Genomic DNA, 14,717 nt, shown 5'->3' with positions numbered 1-14,717 from the left:
ATTGTGGGTCGGGGTATTTAAACCTTTCTCCAACCCTGTGAGGGGCCTTTCCCCAAACGGGCGGTTCTTTTTCTCCTTCGACCCGAAACGGGAAAACAGAGGGGAAATCATCTACCTGCCTCTGGGGCCGTCTCGGTGGTTTCTTCGGTTGTGCTTTTTTGGTCCTTTCCGTCGAGCTTCGCTATGAGGTCGCTGTACTCCGCGTGAACCACCTTTCTGAAGGCCTCCTTTATGATGTTGGGATCGTTCTCGGGGAATCCGTATAGCTCGGCGAATTTCGGCGTTGTTCCGAGGAGCTTAGTCCTCTCGTACGGTTCGGCGTAGATGAGGCCCATCTCCAGGAGCTTCCTTATGTGCTCGTAGGCCTGGCTCCCCCTGAGCTTGACGACCTTGCTCTGCTCTATCGGCTGGAGGTAGGCTATGAGAGCGAGCGTCTTCAGCTCACCGGTTCTGAGGTCGGGCCTCGGCATCAGGTGAACCACGCGCTGGCTGTACTCCTGCTTCACCTGCATGACGTACTTGTCACCCAGAACCCTGACGACCTCTATGGCGCTCTTCCTCTCGGCGTACTCGGCCGCTATAAGCTCGATTAGCTTCTCCAGGTAGTCGAGGGACCTTATGCCAAGCGCCCTCGACAGCTCCTTCACGCTGAGCGGCCTGCCAGAAACGAAGAGGGCGGCCTCGACCAGAGCCTTGTCTTCCAGCAGTCCCATTTTATCACCCTCCCTACTCCCTCGCGGGGCATCACTATAACCTTTTCCCCGACCGTAAAGTTTATAAACTCAAGTCGGGAGGTCTGTACCGGTACGGCGGTCATAGCGGCGGGGTCACACCCGGTCTCGTTTCGACCCCGGAAGTTAAGCCCGCCAGCGATCCCGGGTGTACTGCCCTCCGAGAGGGGGCGGGAAACCGGGGACGCCGCCGGCCACTCAAACGCCCGGGTGGTGTAGCCAGGCCCATCATACGGGACTGTCACTCCCGTGACTCGGGTTCAAATCCCGACCCGGGCGCCATTCTAACAACCCTTTGCTTCGCAAAGCGTTGATGGAAAGTTTGTAGCTCCTTTTTGAGGTGTGGATTATTACGGAGGTTTACCTGCTTTAAGTCAATTTTAGAGAGGAAGAACCCATTAGGCGCTTCTTGTGAGTGGGTTTAACTCTAAAAAGACGCCCTTCGAGCGTCAAAGAAGAGGAACTCCTTGAGAAAGGCATTAATGGAGGAATTTTGTGTGGCGGGCCGGACGGGATTCGAACCCGCGGCCACGGGGTTAAAAGCCCCGCGCTCTAACCAGGCTGAGCTACCGGCCCACGCCCGATGGGATAACGGCCGGGAGATTTTATAAGCTTTGCCCCGAAAATTTGTCCCCTAAAGCTTCATCAAAGGAGGCTTTTAGAAAACGTTTCACAGAAGTTTGTAGCTCTCGAGTTGATGACATGTGGGAGTTCACTTTTAGATCGATGCCCGAAGGGCGTCAAAAAGGAAACTCCTTGAAAGATTGGTGTTTGAAGCGGATTTCTTTATCTGGGTTTGAGGAATCACGTTGCTAAAGAACGCTCTTTGAAAAGAGTTGCTAACTTTGATGAAACTTTGCGCAGGCAAAGTTTCCCCTGCTGCGAAAACTACTTAAACATTTTTGGGTAGCCTAATCAGGTGAGGCCGTTGGAGGTAAGCAAGAGGGAAGAAGAATACTTGGAGACCATGTACATTCTCCATAAAAACAAGGGGGTCATTCGGGTTAAGGACATAGCTAAAATGATGCGCGTCAAGCCGCCGAGCGTGGTCGATGCCCTCAAGAAGCTCGCCAGCAAGGGGCTGGTCGAGTACGAGAAGTACGACAGGATCCTCCTCACCGACGCGGGAAAGGCTATAGCGGAGGAGACGTACTCCAAGCACCTGCTCCTTACTCAGTTCTTCATCGATATCCTTGGAATTCCCCCCGAGATAGCGGAACGCGACGCCTGCCAGTTTGAGCACTACGTGAGTGAAATAACGGTTAACAGGATAAGGGAGTTCGCCCAGTTCATTCAGGAGCAGTGCCCCTACGTGCTCAAGCAGTTCCTCAAAGAGAAGCTGGCCGAGAACGCGAAGTCGGAGTGATTTTCCAAACTTTTAGTTCATTCAAGAAATAAAGAAAACGAAATCAAAAGACCCCACCCAGGTAGGCGAAGTAGGCCAGGAAGATTATCGAGAGGGCGTACATCAGCGGGTGCACCTCGTCCCTCCTGCCGCTGAAGATCTTGAGTATCGTGTAGCTGATGAAGCCGATGCCTATTCCGTCCGCTATCGAGTAGGTGTAGGGTATGGTTATGAGCACAAGGAAAGCGGGAATAGCCTCTGTGTGGTCTGCGAAGTTCACTTCCTTTATGGCGCTGAGCATGTAGTAACCCACTATGACGAGTGCAGGAGCCGTTGCAAAGGCCGGTATGGCCCCGGCCAGCGGCGCTATGAAGAGTCCTATTCCGAGGAAGAGCAGACCGGTAACAAGGGCCGTCATTCCGGTCCTTCCGCCCTCCTCTATACCCGCGGCGCTCTCGATGTAGGTTGTGACCGTCGAGGTTCCGAGGACGGCTCCAACCGTCGTTCCTATCGCGTCGGTGAGGAGTATCTTCTCGGCGTCGGGAACCTTTCCGTCCCTGGTTAGAAAGCCCGCCTTGGCGCTCAGGCCTGTTACCGTTCCCAGGGTGTCGAAGAAATCCACCATGAAGAAGGCGAAGATAACCCCGAGCGCCCCGACGTTGAGGAGTCCCTTGAGATCCATCTGCATGAAGGTGTAGCTTATGTCGGGCGTTGAGAAGAGCTGGTCCGGCCAGGGGGCGATCCCGGTGACCCAGCCGATGACGCTCGTGGCGAGGATTGAGATGAGCAGCGAACCCTTGACGCGGAGGGAGATGAGAACCATCGCCAGGAACAGGCCGAAGAAGAAGAGCAGTATCTCCCCGCTGGTCAGGGCGGCGGTGTTGAGGCCGGTGAACTGGAGCACCCCCGCGTCGTTCACCACAGCGGTGAGCAGGCCGACGTCGTTCAGGCCGATGAAGGTCAGGAAGAGGCCTATACCGGCACCTATCGCGTACTTCTGGCTTATGGGTATCGCGTGGATTACCGCGCTCCTCACCTTTGTGACGCTGAGGACTATGAAGATTAAACCTTCAACGAACACCGCGGCGAGCGCCACCCTCCAGTCGTAGCCCATTCCAAGGACAACGCTGTAGGCGAAGTAAGCGTTCAGTCCCATTCCCGGCGCGAGGGCGAAGGGCTTCTTGGCGTACAGCCCCATGAGGATCGTTGCGAAACCAGCCGAGAGAGCGGTAACAGCTACGAGCGAGTTGAAGGCTTCCTTACCCATGGCATCGCTGAGTATGGCTGGGTTCACGAAGAGAATGTAGGCCATGGTCATGAAGGTCGTAACACCTGCCAGAATCTCGGTTCTCATGTCGGTGCCGTGCCTATCAAACTCGAAGTAGTTCTCGAACCACCCCATGAGCCTCACCCCGTATTTGACTTGTTCCTGCCTAATAACTTGGTTTTTTAAAGGTTTTTTGACTGATAAATGTCAAAAGTAACAAGCGTTGGGTGGGTGATCGGATTCACGAACCTGGGGAGGGGTGCTGAAAATGAGAGAAAATGAGAAGCCGCTATTTTGAGTGGCCGGCGGTGAAGGCTTCCGCGTAGGCTTTCACGACTTCCTCTTTCTTGCCCAGTATCATGAGGACCCTGACCATGTCCATGCCCTTAACCTCGGCGAACTCCACGTAGAGGTACTGGCCCTCTTTGCGGTAGAGCTTCACGCTCAGCGGCCTGAAGTAATCGTTCTCAACGGGTTTTTTCTCCAGGGAGACTTCTTCAAATCCTGCCGCATTTATCGCGTTCCCGAGTTGGTTGATAACGGTCCCGGTGGGGCAGGTGCAGGCCCCCCTTATTGTTGTCTCCCTTTTCCCGCAGGTTGCCGGCTCCAGAAAGTTGTTCCACCCCCTACAGGCGAGGTTTTCCTGAATTACCCATGTTGTGTTGGCCCGGGGTATCACGTACGTGGCCAGGTACACCTTTCCCCCTGGCAGGAGGGGAGATTGCCTGTTAATGGCACATAGCTTGTTTCTCACCGTGGGGCAGAATGCTCCCGTGGCGTTTTTGGTGTTCCAGGTCACAAAGGCTACCTGGCCATCGGCTATCGCGCATTTGGGGGTTATCCCAATTCTAGAGGGCCAGTCCACACCGTACAAAGCTCCTGGAGGATTCTCCGAGCTGACGTTTCTCGGGGAAAACTGGGGCATGATGGCTAGACCGTCGTTGTATTCCACGTACAGATTTCCCAGAGGACGCCTGACGCTCCAGCCGGCCCAGGCATTAACGGGGGTAAATTCCGGATTCATGCTGAGTTTGCAGGCGGACGTGTTCGGGTGTTCGGGCCAGTATCCCGCATTAACCCCTTCTAAGGGGCTACCGGCGCTTATGGCCCTTGAGTAGGCCTCAACCACCCCCCGCTCCTTTCCCATTACCATGAGAACTCTGATTAGGTCCAGTCCCCTAACCCTCGCAAACTCGACGTAGAGGTAGCCCTCCGGCCCTTTGTACAGTCTGGAGGTGATAAGCTCAAAACAATTGTTTTCGCTGGTTTTTAGGCTCGATTCAATCTCAATGAAGCCTCCCTTCTCGATTCTCCCCAGTGTGGCTTTTATAACGTCTTCCCGGGAGCAGTTGCATTCAGCTACCGGTGTTTCTTCTCTGGCTCTATCTTCGGGGTAAACCCAGTACTCCCTTATCCTCCATATCGCCCCGGTGGTCGGTACTGCGTAGTGTGCCAGGTACACCTCGCCTTTGGGCATTGTGGCGTTTTCCACCCCGTAATATTCTGTGAACCCCACCACCGGCCGGTATGTTGTCCCCACGTTTTCTCCCTCAATGTGGAGCGCTCCCTTTGCCATGAAGCAGGGCGGCTCTATGCCCAGTGCAGATGGCCAGTCCTCCCTTTCCAGTCTATCAGTGTTCTCGAACAGAATCCTGTCATCAAAACCCTTTATTGTTCTGTTCATAACCTCCTCCACGCTCCAGTGCCATGAGTTGGACGGTGTAAAATTGGGAGCGTAGACTATGCTGCATTGGGGAAGGGGGGTGATACTATCCTGTTCGTTTTCTGTGGTTGTATTATGGATCGCCATAAAAAGGGAGAGGGAGATAATGGATATCGTTATGGCGGCCACAGTCTTCTTAGGGTCCAATTTTCTCCCTCCTCCTGGTTGGGTACACTGTTTCTGGCTTTCCGGCCGGTGCCGCAGTCACGGTTCCCCCAACGATAACACCCATGGGCTTCCCAGTCCCAACTTGCGCTTTCAATTTGGGATTGTATTACAAAATATGCCGATAAATTATTTAATCCTTTCTATCGCCAAAAGTGAAAACAAAGCCGGAACAAGTTATGCCAGTTCGAACCATTACAAATATTATGGGTGTGAAACGGCACTTTGAAAAATCCTCTGGGCTTTTCACCCCAGCACCGAGAAGCTCCTCACTTCAATGCCAACCCTCTCCGGCATCTCCTCGACGCCGAAGGGCAGCTCATCGAGGAAGCGCTCCGCGAGGATTACCTTATCTCCAATCCCGAGCCTCAGCCTTATCCTGCCGGGCAGGAGTTCGTAGTCGAGAACCTCCGCCGCGTCGCCGGGTTTTATGTGAACGCTCTCCGGCCGGAAGAAGACCCTGACCTTCCCTTCCCTTCCGACGTCGAAGCAGAGGCTTTCGAGGCAGGCCATTCCGTTCTCGGCTTTGAGCTCCAGTATGTTGCTCAGGCCAAGGAAGCGCGCCACGAACTCCGTCTTTGGACGGTAGTAAAGCTCCAGCGGCTTTCCAACCTGCTCTATCCTTCCGACGTTCATCACCGCTATCCTGTCGCTTACCGCCATCGCCTCCTCCTGGTCGTGGGTGACGTATATCGTCGTTATTCCGAGCTCGCGCTGGATTCTCTTTATCTCCCCTCTAAGCCTCTCCCTTATCTTCGCGTCGAGGTTGCTCAGCGGCTCATCGAGGAGCAGAACCTCAGGCTCCACAACGAGTGCCCTCGCGAGGGCCACGCGCTGCTGCTGGCCACCGCTCAGCTGCTCCGGATAGCGGTTTTCAAGCCCCTCCAGACCGACCAGCCGGAGCGCCCATCTCACCTTTCTTTCAATCTCGGCCTTCGGGAGCTTTTTCATCTCCAGCCCGAAGGCAACGTTCTTGAAGGCCGTCATGTGGGGGAACAGCGCGTAGTCCTGGAAGACTATGCCTATCCCGCGCTCGTAGGGAGGTAACCCGTTCACCCGCCTTCCGTCGAAGAGTATCTCCCCCCTATCCGGCTTTTCAAAGCCCGCTATCATTCTGAGCGTTGTAGTCTTTCCGCAGCCGCTCGGACCGAGGAGCGTGAGGAACTCGCCGTCCCTGACTTTCAACTCGCCTATCTCAAGCCGAAAATCTTCCCACTCCTTAACCACTCTCCTTAGCTCTACCCTCACCATACCTCCTCACCAACCCTTTCTATCACCATGAAGGCCAGAGTTGAGACGGCCATAAGAAGAACCGCCAGGGCGGAGGCTGAGCCGAACTGCCTCGCCCCGAGGAACTTGTATATCGCCACCGTCATGGTGGTGTATTCAGGTTTTGCCAGCATGTAGGTCGCCCCCAGCTCGGCTATGCTCATGGCGAAGGCGAATATCGCACCGACGATGACTCCACCGAGCGCCAGCGGAAGCTCCACCCTCAGGAAGGCCTTCCACTCCCTGGCTCCCAGGCTCAGCGCCGCCTCGAAGAGGCTGGGCCTTATCTTCTTCAGGCTCGTGGAAACGGCGCGGAGGACGAAGGGGTACGCTATCACCGTGTGGGCGGCGATGATTATCCAGGCGGTGAAGTACAGGGGCGTGGTGTGGAAGACCCTTATGTATCCCAGACCGAGGGTTATGGCGGAGCTGGCCAGCGGGAGCATCACCAAGACGTCAAACAGCCTCTTTCCCCTGAAGTTCCAGCGGTGGAGGGCGTAGGCTATCGGCAACGCCACGAGAACCGAGAGGACTACAGTGGCGAGGCCGAAGGTCAGGGAGTTCCTTATCGCGTCGAGCGTTGTCGCTCCGAACATCGGGTTGTACTCGGTTGAGAATATCCTCCTGTACCACTCCAGGCTCCACTGACCGCTGAAGCGCAGGGAGTCGTAGATAACGGCCAGGAGGGGGGAGACTATGAAGACGAAGACGATTAGGGAGTAGACTCCAACGAGCAGCCCCTTGACGCTCAGCCAGTCATGCCTCGTGAAGGGAACCGGCCTCCTGAAAACCCTCTGCTCCTCGCGCTTGGCGTAGCTGTCGAGGGCCCTGAGGTAGAGGTACATGAAGCCCATGCTGAGGAGTATCTGGATTATGGCCAGCGCCGAGCCGGTCTTGAAGTCGAGGAGGACCATTATCGAGGTGAAGATGTCCACCTCTATGGTGGCGTAGCGGTAGCCGCCGATTATGAGGGGAATCGAGAAGCTCAGGAAGCAGAAGACGAAGGTGAGCATCGCCGAGGCAAAAATCGCCGGGGATATCATCGGCAGGGTAACCTTGCGGAAGAGCGTCCAGCCCCTCGCCCCCAGGGCCATCGCCGCCTCCTCGTAGTGGGGATTAACGCGCTGCCACAGCGACGAGACCATGCGAATAACGATGGGAAAGTTGTAGAATGCGTGGGCCAGGAGGATTCCCTTCCAGGAGTAGAGGATTCCGGGGTCGCGGCCGATGAGTCCCGTGATTATCCCGCTCTTCCCGAAGAGGAGGATGTACCCCAGGGCGACCATCACGCTGGGCATGACGAAGGGAACCGTCAGGACGGCCTTTATGACCCTCTTCCCGGGGAAGTCGTACCTGGCGAAGATGTACGCCCCGGGGAGGCCGAGGGCGAGCGTCAGCAGGGTTGAAGCTATTGCCTGTCCTATCGTGAAGATGATGACTCTCCTGTGGTAGTCGTTTGCCAGGACGGCCGAGATGTGCCTGAGCGTGAATCCGTTTTCCCACAGGGCCGTTTTTAGTATGCTCGCTAAGGGAACGTAGAAGAAGACCAGCAGGAACGCCAGAGGAATTAGCAGGAAGAGCTTCGAAGGTTTCACCCTCATGGGCAAAACTCGGTTTTTGCTCTTTATAAGGGTTGATTGAACAAAATTGTTAAGTTCTCACGCCCAAATCACTGCGGTGATACCATGAAGGCCCCCGAGCTGGGAATAGAGATCGGACTTCACCCTCACGGAAAGAGGAACTCAATGGCGGACTTGGGCGTTAGAGTCGGCCACTCGACGATAATCGAGGGAGAGGACGTTAGGACCGGCGTTACCGTTCTGCTTCCCCCCGTCAAGAACCCGTACAGGGAGAGGCTCTTTGCTTCAACTTTCGTTATGAACGGCTTCTCAAAGCCCATCGGTTTTATCCAGGTGGAGGAGCTCGGCTACATTGAGACGCCGATAGCTCTAACAAACACCCTGAGCGTTTACACCGTGGCAAACGCGATGGTCAAGCACATGATCGAGCTGAACCCGGAGCTGAGGAGCGTTTCTCCGGTCGTTATGGAGTGCAACGACTCCTACCTGAACAACATAAGGAAGCTCGCCGTTAAAGAGGAGCACTATTTCGAGGCCGTCAAAAAGGCCAAACTCGACTTTGAGGAGGGTTCGGTCGGAGCTGGGACGGGAATGAGCGCCTTCGAGTCCAAGGGCGGAATAGGCTCCTCCTCAAGGGTCGTTGAAATCGGCGGGGAGGAGTACACCGTCGCCTCGCTCGTCCTGGCGAACTTTGGGAGGCGGGAGGACCTGACGGTGGCCGGGGTTCCGGTCGGGCTCGAGCTGAGGGACTACCCGGGCAGGGGAGCCTCTGGAAGGGGGAGCATCTCTATCGTCGTTGCCACGAACGCGCCTTTGACCGCGAGGCAGCTCGGGAGGCTCGCCAAGAGGGCGGTGGTTGGACTCGCGAGAACCGGCGGCTACGCCTACCACGGTAGCGGTGACGTGGTGCTGGCCTTCTCCACCGCCCAGACCGTCCCTCTGGATAAGGAAGCTCATCTACTCAGCTTTCTGCCGGACAACGCTCTGAGCCGGCTCTTTAGAGCGGCGGCCGAGGCCACGGAGGAGGCGATAATCAACGCGCTCCTCCAGGCGAAAACTTTAGAGGGCAACGGACACGTAAGGTACGCGTTACCGGTCGAGAAATTTCTTGGTATAATGGAGAGGTACGGAAGAGCTGGAAAGGCCTAGACCTTTATCTCCTCGTACCTTTTCTTCATCAAAATCGCGTCGCCCTCGATGTTGGGACTCTCGCTTATGACGACGCCCTTAACGCGGAACTCCTTGAGAACCCTGAGCAGGTCCTCCCAGTTCATGTCGCTCTCCTGCAGGTTCAGGTGGTTTCTTTCGCCCTTTGCGGTGTAGTTTATGCCGCTTATGTGGATGTGCATATTGTCGAGTGCCTCCCTGCCGAGCCTGTCCTCCATGAAGCCCAGCATCTCGCGCCACTCTTCGACGGTGTTGCACCTGCCTGCGTTCCTCGCGTGCGCGTGCGCGAAGTCTATCGTTGGCAGAACCGTCTCAAGCTCCTCGCTGAGCTTCACGAGTTCCTTCAGGTCTCCGAACTGGGTTGGCTTCCCTGTAAGCTCGGGCCTGAGCCAGACCTTGACGCCCCTGTCCATCAGCTCGCGCTCTATCGCCTTCAGCTCGTCCCTTATCCTGTCGTAGACCTTCGCCGGGTCCTGCTTGAGGTAGTAGCCCGCATGAAATACCACGCTCCAGCCGCCGGCATCGTAGAGCCTCTCGGCGCTCTGGATTATCCTCCTCTTGCTCGCCTCGACCTTTTCCCTCTCCTTCGCGTTCAGGTTGATGTAGTAGGGGGCGTGGGCCGTTAGGAGGACGTCGTGCTTCCTTGCCACGTACTTGATCTTCTTCGCCAGCTCTGGCTTGAGGTTCACTCCCCTGACGAATTCCAGCTCCATAGCGTCCAGCCCGAGGTTCCTCACGTGGACTATGCCGTCGATGGTTGAGCGTTTCGGCGTTGAGAGGGGTATTCCGGCCGTGCCAAAGCGAAGCCTGTCCACCTTGAACATGCTCACCACCGGAAGAATTAGGGGAGCCTAACTCATAAACCTATCGCTCGATTTTGGTTCCGAGGATTCCCTCGAGCTTTGCGATGCTCTCCTCGAGCCCCTTCTCCAGGTGCTCCAGCCTGTTCCTGAGCTTTTTCAGTTCGGCTTCTTTCTCCTCGATGAGCCTCTCCAGTTCCCTGATTTCGTTCTCCCTGGTTCTGACATCTTCGATGAGCTTTTCCCTTTCAGCTTCCAGCTCTTCGAGCAGTTCCCTGTCCTCCTCGATTGCTCCTACCTTCTCTTCGAGGTTTTCCACCAGCCACCGGGCGGTCTTCCGGTACTTGCCCTCGAGGCGGGGATAGACCTTTTGAAGCAGCGAGAGGGTTTTCTCCGGCTCCCGCAGGACGACCGAGCTGTCCCTGGCGAACTCGTCCGCAAAACCGCCGAGGCGCATTCTCCTCACGGGCTTCTGGAGTTTCGAGGCCTTTGACCGGAGTTCCATCTCCTCGCTTCTTATCCTGCTCGAGAGGGTGCTTATTCTCTCGTCCAGCTCGTCCAGTCCGAGTTCCCTGTACAGCCCCTCGAGCTCTCCCTCAAGCTCCCTGAGCCGTTCAACGAGTCCCTGTCTCTCGGCCTCCCCCTCGGCTATGGCCTTCCTGATCTCTTCCATCTCTTCGAGGAGTCCCCGTATCCCCAGCTCTGGAAGCTCTGCCTTCTCAAGCTCGCGGTAGTAGCTGAGGTAGTCCTCGTTGAGCTCCTTTAGAAGGCGGTTGATGGCGTAAACGTCCTTCTCGAAGAGGAGAATCAGGTACTTGCCGTGCCCCACGTGGAGCTTTGCCAGGTCGGGAAGGCGCTTCCCGAGGTCCTCCATGCTCTCGATGCTCGCCAGCGCGTTCCTCAGGGAGGTTACGTAGTTCCTTCTCTCTGCGGTAACTATCTTGCGCACTTTCTCGTCGACGTTCCTGGGGATTTTTCTCCGCTCCAGCTCGTCTATTTTCTTGAGGATTTCCTTCAGTCTCTTTTCGAGCCTTTTCTCGTACTTCCGCCTGACCTTCTCGACCACTCTTTCGGCCCTTTCCTTCTTTTTCTCATATTCTTCAAGAGCCTGCTCCAGCCTCAACTCTCTCCCATCCTCTAACTTTTCCCCTTAGATATATTCCCGCCATCACGGCTATCCCGACGTCGATCAGGGCCACGAGGAGCTTCGTGAAGACCTCTATGTCCGAGAGCGTCAGTATGGCCATCGCGTAGCGGGTGGTGAGGTCTATCGTGACCCACATCGCGGGCATCATGAGGAGCGTGGAGGCATAGTACCATATGTGGTGGTCCTTCCTCAGGTAGGACTGTATCACCTTGCCCGTTATCATCACCGCGATTCCCAGTATGAGCGACGAGTTCAGGGCGTTGATGTATATCAGCATCGCCAGCAGGGGCGTCCCGGGATAGCTGCCTATCAGCTCCAGCGAGTACTCCTCCAGCCGAAAGTAGGCGTTTATCGCGCCGCCGCCGATTATGAGCATTCCCGCTATCAGGGATATCACGAAGACGAACTGCTTGGCCACGGTCTCCCTTATGTTAAAGCGGAAGCCCTTGGTGAAGAAGTAACCGCCGATGAAGAGCAGTATCGTTCCCGTTATCGTGGCGGAGATTATCTTAACGCTCTCCGGATACCAGACGCCGATGAGGCGTGCTATCCCGTAGAGAAGGAGTATCATTCCAGGGATTCCGAGCACAACCTTTGCAACCTCCGGGTCGCTCAGTATCTCCTTGAGGTAGCGGTAGATGATGTAGTAGGTCGTCTCTATGCCCTCGCTCTGCTTGACCACGACGCGGTGGGAGCTTATTATGGGGACCTTTGATGTTATTATCGGGAATATCTGCTCGTCCTCCGCCCCATCGGTGACGGTGATGACCCCATCGGCAGGGAATGCCTTCAAAACCTCCTCCAGCTGCCTGGCCAGCTCCAGGTCGCTCTTGACGCCCACCTTGGGGTGGCCGGTTATCAGGGCAACCTGGACATCTTCAAACTCCCCGCTCTCCCTGAGCTCGTCGTGAAGCTTGACAGCGGCGTAAGCAACGTTGGCGTCGCTGTCCTCCGGATCGGCCAGACTGAGCTTGAGGGCTGCATCTATGCAGGCCTCCCTCCCGATGACGGGACCTTCCACGCCCGCCTTCTGCCCGAAATCGTCATCACGGTCTATGGCGAGAATCAGTGCCCTAATCTCGACCACCCCTCGCCTTTTCGAGGACTGATTTTACCTTGTCCTCCATGTGGACACGCTTGTCCCGTCTGTCGTCGATCCTTACGGTTGTTGAAACCCGTGAAGCGCCCAGTTTGAATACCAGTTCGTGTGCCTCCTCGATTATATCGAAAGCTTCCCTCACGGTCGGAACCTCTATTATCGTTGCCATCGGTGTCAATTGGTATTTAACACCCTTTCTCTCTAAAAGCTTTACCACCTCGGCGACGTACCGGCTCAGACTTTTCTCACCGAGGGGAACAATCACGAACTCCACTATCACCACTTTCGACACCCGACTTAACTTCCTTCGGCAATTTTTTAAGCTTTGCGGGAAAGGTAAATAACTCCTCCCGCCGTAGGAACTAGGGGTGAGAACGATGTACAGAATCAGGGACGAATGGGGTGAGTTCCTCGTCAGGCTTGCGAGAAAAGCCGTTGAGGAGTACGTCAGGAACGGCAGGACAATAAAACCTCCTGAGGATACCCCTCCCGAGCTGTGGGAGAAGATGGGCGTCTTTGTGACGCTGAACAAACGCCATGCCCCGCCTCAGATGGCCCTGAGGGGCTGTATAGGCTTCCCACTGCCGATTTACCCGCTGGTTGAAGCAACTATAAAGGCGGCAATCTACGCGGCCGTTGACGACCCGCGCTTCCCGCCGGTCAGGGAGAGCGAGCTCGATGACCTCACGGTGGAGGTCAGCGTCCTAACACCGCCGGAGCCTATAGAAGGACCGCCCGAGGAGAGGCCGAGGAGGATAAAGGTCGGCAGGGACGGTCTGATAATCGAGAAGGGAATCTACTCCGGCCTGCTCCTCCCGCAGGTGCCGGTAGAGTGGGGGTGGGACGAGGAGGAATTCTTAGCCCAGACCTGCTGGAAGGCCGGCCTTCCGCCCGACTGCTGGCTCGACCCCGATACTAAGGTCTACCGCTTCACCGCAGAGGTCTTCGAGGAGGAGTACCCGCGCGGACCTGTGAGGAGGAAGCCGCTGGTTTAGCCCTTTTTCCTTCTCAGTTTTGCAATGAAGAAGCTGTTGCAGTCGTGCCTGTGGGTCCACGCTCTGAAAACCTTCTCCCCCACCTCAAGGAAGCCCCTGTCACCCCAGCTGAAGTCGTAGGGAATAAGCTCCAGCCCGGCCCTGTTTATCGCGAAGAGCACGTTCTCCTCGTCCTCGTCAACCCTTATGGAGCACGTCGAATACGTCATCTCGCCGCCGTCGCGGAGGTTCTCGTACGCGTTTCTGAGCATGTTGCGCTGGACGCTTATGATGCGCTTTATCTTCTCCTCGTTGAAGCGCCATTTCACCTCTGGGAACTGGCGGTAGGTTCCGGAGCTTGAGCACGGTGCATCGAGGATTATCTTATCGAACTTCTCCCTGTCCTTGAAGCTCTGGCCGTCCGCGTGGACGAGCTTGACGTTTTTAATGCCGAGAAGTTTCATCTTTTCCCTCATGCGCATGAGCCTGTCGTAAGAGTAATCCACCGCCACTATCTCACCGCGGTTCTCCATTAGAGCGGCGGCGTGGAAGGTCTTTGAACCGGGAGCGGCCGCCAGATCGAGGACCCTCTCCCCCGGCTCTGGAGCCAGAACGTGGGCAACGTAAGCGCTCGCTAAGTCCTGAATCACGAACTTCCCTTCCCTGTACCAGTTGAGCCTCGTTACGGGCGTTTTGTAGTCGAGAACCTTCAGGACATCGGGGACGGGGGTTCTTGCCGTCCTTACCCCGTTCTCCTCAAGATAATCGCGGAGGGAATCGACGTCCGTCTTAAGGGTGTTGGCCCGGACGTAATAGCGTTGCGGCCTGTTGTTGCTTAGGAGCAGGCGAACGGCTTCATCGTAGCCGAGAAGGTCTATCACGTACTCAACGTACCAGCGCGGGTGGGAGAAGCGAACTGAGAGCCACTCGATTCTGTCACGCTCCTTGAGCTTCTTGAGCGCCTTATCAACGTCGAACCTCTCTATCGAGTGCATGAGCGCGTTGACGAACTTCGCCCTGCTGAAGTCAAAGCGCTCCTTGACGACGCGGATTATCGAGTCGGTCGCTATTGCCGGCGGAACCTTTCTGAAGTGTATCTCAAAGGTTCCTATGCGGAGGAGACTGGCCAGATAGGGGTCGAGATCATCAACCGTCGAGCCCTTCAAAGCTGAGTTGATTATGAAGTCTATTTTAGCGCGCCACTTCTCTATCTCGAAGACGTAGGCGTGGGCCAATCCGCGGGCCTTGTCCCTGTCCCTGCCAGCTACCCGCTTAAAGACCCTCTCAAGGGCGTGCTTCGACGACAGCTCGCGCTCCTCAACCAGGCTTAGAGCGTCGGCCACCACTTCCTGAAAGCTCACCCTGTAAAACAGCTCCATGGGCGGGGCTCTGAGCGGGAGTTTAAAAAGGTGGTGGTGTGTTTCTACTTTGTTCGCCGAAATACTTATTA

The 14,717-nt window shown here is 56.1% G+C and carries 13 protein-coding genes, 2 tRNA genes and 1 rRNA gene; 5 read left to right on the top strand and 11 right to left on the bottom strand.

What is annotated here, in order from left to right; translation table 11 throughout:
* Positions 1-107: 107 nt before the first annotated feature.
* Positions 108-713 (bottom strand): SMC-Scp complex subunit ScpB, encoded by a 606-nt coding sequence (scpB, locus tag E3E27_RS06220; protein ID WP_014788554.1) that lies wholly within the window; start codon positions 711-713, stop codon positions 108-110.
* A 92-nt stretch (positions 714-805) separates the two neighbouring features.
* Between scpB and rrf the strand changes: the two genes are divergently transcribed.
* Positions 806-927, top strand: a 5S ribosomal RNA gene (rrf, locus tag E3E27_RS06215).
* 8 nt (positions 928-935) lie between these two features.
* A tRNA-Asp gene (locus E3E27_RS06210) sits at positions 936-1,013 on the top strand.
* A 216-nt stretch (positions 1,014-1,229) separates the two neighbouring features.
* Here E3E27_RS06210 and E3E27_RS06205 read toward each other — a convergent pair.
* Positions 1,230-1,307, bottom strand: a tRNA-Lys gene (locus E3E27_RS06205).
* Between the two features lie 352 nt (positions 1,308-1,659).
* Between E3E27_RS06205 and E3E27_RS06200 the strand changes: the two genes are divergently transcribed.
* The gene (locus E3E27_RS06200) at positions 1,660-2,097 is read left to right on the top strand and encodes a metal-dependent transcriptional regulator (protein ID WP_014788553.1); all 438 of its coding nucleotides are present in this window, start codon (positions 1,660-1,662) and stop codon (positions 2,095-2,097) included.
* A gap of 43 nt (positions 2,098-2,140) precedes the next feature.
* Here the strand turns inward: E3E27_RS06200 and E3E27_RS06195 are convergent, their stop codons facing one another.
* From E3E27_RS06195 to E3E27_RS06180, 4 genes are all read right to left on the bottom strand, one after another.
* Positions 2,141-3,478, bottom strand: a complete 1,338-nt coding sequence (locus E3E27_RS06195; protein WP_167773875.1) for an NCS2 family permease — start codon at positions 3,476-3,478, stop codon at positions 2,141-2,143.
* A gap of 154 nt (positions 3,479-3,632) precedes the next feature.
* Positions 3,633-5,213: a hypothetical protein gene (locus E3E27_RS06190; protein WP_167773874.1), complete on the bottom strand. Its 1,581-nt coding sequence runs from the start codon at positions 5,211-5,213 to the stop codon at positions 3,633-3,635.
* 264 nt (positions 5,214-5,477) lie between these two features.
* Positions 5,478-6,482 (bottom strand): ABC transporter ATP-binding protein, encoded by a 1,005-nt coding sequence (locus E3E27_RS06185; protein WP_167773873.1) that lies wholly within the window; start codon positions 6,480-6,482, stop codon positions 5,478-5,480.
* Positions 6,476-8,101, bottom strand: coding sequence for an iron ABC transporter permease (locus E3E27_RS06180; RefSeq protein ID WP_167773872.1), 1,626 nt, complete (start codon positions 8,099-8,101; stop codon positions 6,476-6,478). Before E3E27_RS06180 ends, E3E27_RS06185 begins: the two co-directional genes overlap by 7 nt.
* Before the next feature lie 84 nt (positions 8,102-8,185).
* Here E3E27_RS06180 and E3E27_RS06175 point away from each other — a divergent pair, with 84 nt between their 5' ends.
* Positions 8,186-9,229 (top strand): P1 family peptidase, encoded by a 1,044-nt coding sequence (locus tag E3E27_RS06175; RefSeq protein WP_167773871.1) that lies wholly within the window; start codon positions 8,186-8,188, stop codon positions 9,227-9,229.
* Here E3E27_RS06175 and E3E27_RS06170 read toward each other — a convergent pair.
* Genes E3E27_RS06170 through E3E27_RS06155 form a run of 4 tightly spaced genes read right to left on the bottom strand, consistent with a single transcriptional unit; the run spans position 9,226 to position 12,576 of the window.
* Positions 9,226-10,071: a deoxyribonuclease IV gene (locus tag E3E27_RS06170; protein ID WP_167774066.1), complete on the bottom strand. Its 846-nt coding sequence runs from the start codon at positions 10,069-10,071 to the stop codon at positions 9,226-9,228. The genes E3E27_RS06175 and E3E27_RS06170 overlap by 4 nt on opposite strands.
* 40 nt (positions 10,072-10,111) lie before the next feature.
* Positions 10,112-11,170 (bottom strand): hypothetical protein, encoded by a 1,059-nt coding sequence (locus tag E3E27_RS06165; protein WP_206204818.1) that lies wholly within the window; start codon positions 11,168-11,170, stop codon positions 10,112-10,114.
* The gene (locus E3E27_RS06160; protein WP_371731565.1) at positions 11,148-12,281 is read right to left on the bottom strand and encodes a DUF373 family protein; all 1,134 of its coding nucleotides are present in this window, start codon (positions 12,279-12,281) and stop codon (positions 11,148-11,150) included. The genes E3E27_RS06165 and E3E27_RS06160 overlap by 23 nt, the downstream gene beginning before the upstream one ends.
* Positions 12,268-12,576, bottom strand: a complete 309-nt coding sequence (locus E3E27_RS06155) for an MTH1187 family thiamine-binding protein (protein ID WP_167774063.1) — start codon at positions 12,574-12,576, stop codon at positions 12,268-12,270. Before E3E27_RS06155 ends, E3E27_RS06160 begins: the two co-directional genes overlap by 14 nt.
* Positions 12,577-12,670: 94 nt before the next feature.
* Here E3E27_RS06155 and E3E27_RS06150 point away from each other — a divergent pair, with 94 nt between their 5' ends.
* On the top strand, positions 12,671-13,288 hold the full coding sequence (locus E3E27_RS06150; RefSeq protein ID WP_167773870.1) for a TIGR00296 family protein: 618 nt from the start codon (positions 12,671-12,673) through the stop codon (positions 13,286-13,288).
* Here the strand turns inward: E3E27_RS06150 and E3E27_RS06145 are convergent.
* Positions 13,285-14,646, bottom strand: a complete 1,362-nt coding sequence (locus E3E27_RS06145; RefSeq protein ID WP_167773869.1) for an RsmB/NOP family class I SAM-dependent RNA methyltransferase — start codon at positions 14,644-14,646, stop codon at positions 13,285-13,287. The genes E3E27_RS06150 and E3E27_RS06145 overlap by 4 nt on opposite strands.
* Positions 14,647-14,717: the final 71 nt, after the last annotated feature.

The organism is Thermococcus sp. MV11 (genome assembly GCF_012027285.1).
Taxonomy (GTDB): Archaea; Methanobacteriota_B; Thermococci; order Thermococcales; family Thermococcaceae; genus Thermococcus; species Thermococcus cleftensis.
This window is presented reverse-complemented; position numbering and strand designations above follow the sequence as displayed.

What these genes read in the sequence shown, in the direction of transcription:
- scpB (WP_014788554.1), bottom strand. Translation starts at nt 713, where the DNA reads ATGGGACTGCTGGAAGACAAGGCTCTGGTCGAGGCCGCCCTCTTCGTT.
- E3E27_RS06195 (WP_167773875.1), bottom strand. Translation starts at nt 3,478, where the DNA reads ATGGGGTGGTTCGAGAACTACTTCGAGTTTGATAGGCACGGCACCGAC.
- E3E27_RS06185 (WP_167773873.1), bottom strand. Translation starts at nt 6,482, where the DNA reads ATGGTGAGGGTAGAGCTAAGGAGAGTGGTTAAGGAGTGGGAAGATTTT.
- E3E27_RS06180 (WP_167773872.1), bottom strand. Translation starts at nt 8,101, where the DNA reads ATGAGGGTGAAACCTTCGAAGCTCTTCCTGCTAATTCCTCTGGCGTTC.
- E3E27_RS06175 (WP_167773871.1), top strand. Translation starts at nt 8,186, where the DNA reads ATGAAGGCCCCCGAGCTGGGAATAGAGATCGGACTTCACCCTCACGGA.
- E3E27_RS06170 (WP_167774066.1), bottom strand. Translation starts at nt 10,071, where the DNA reads ATGTTCAAGGTGGACAGGCTTCGCTTTGGCACGGCCGGAATACCCCTC.
- E3E27_RS06150 (WP_167773870.1), top strand. Translation starts at nt 12,671, where the DNA reads ATGTACAGAATCAGGGACGAATGGGGTGAGTTCCTCGTCAGGCTTGCG.
- E3E27_RS06145 (WP_167773869.1), bottom strand. Translation starts at nt 14,646, where the DNA reads ATGGAGCTGTTTTACAGGGTGAGCTTTCAGGAAGTGGTGGCCGACGCT.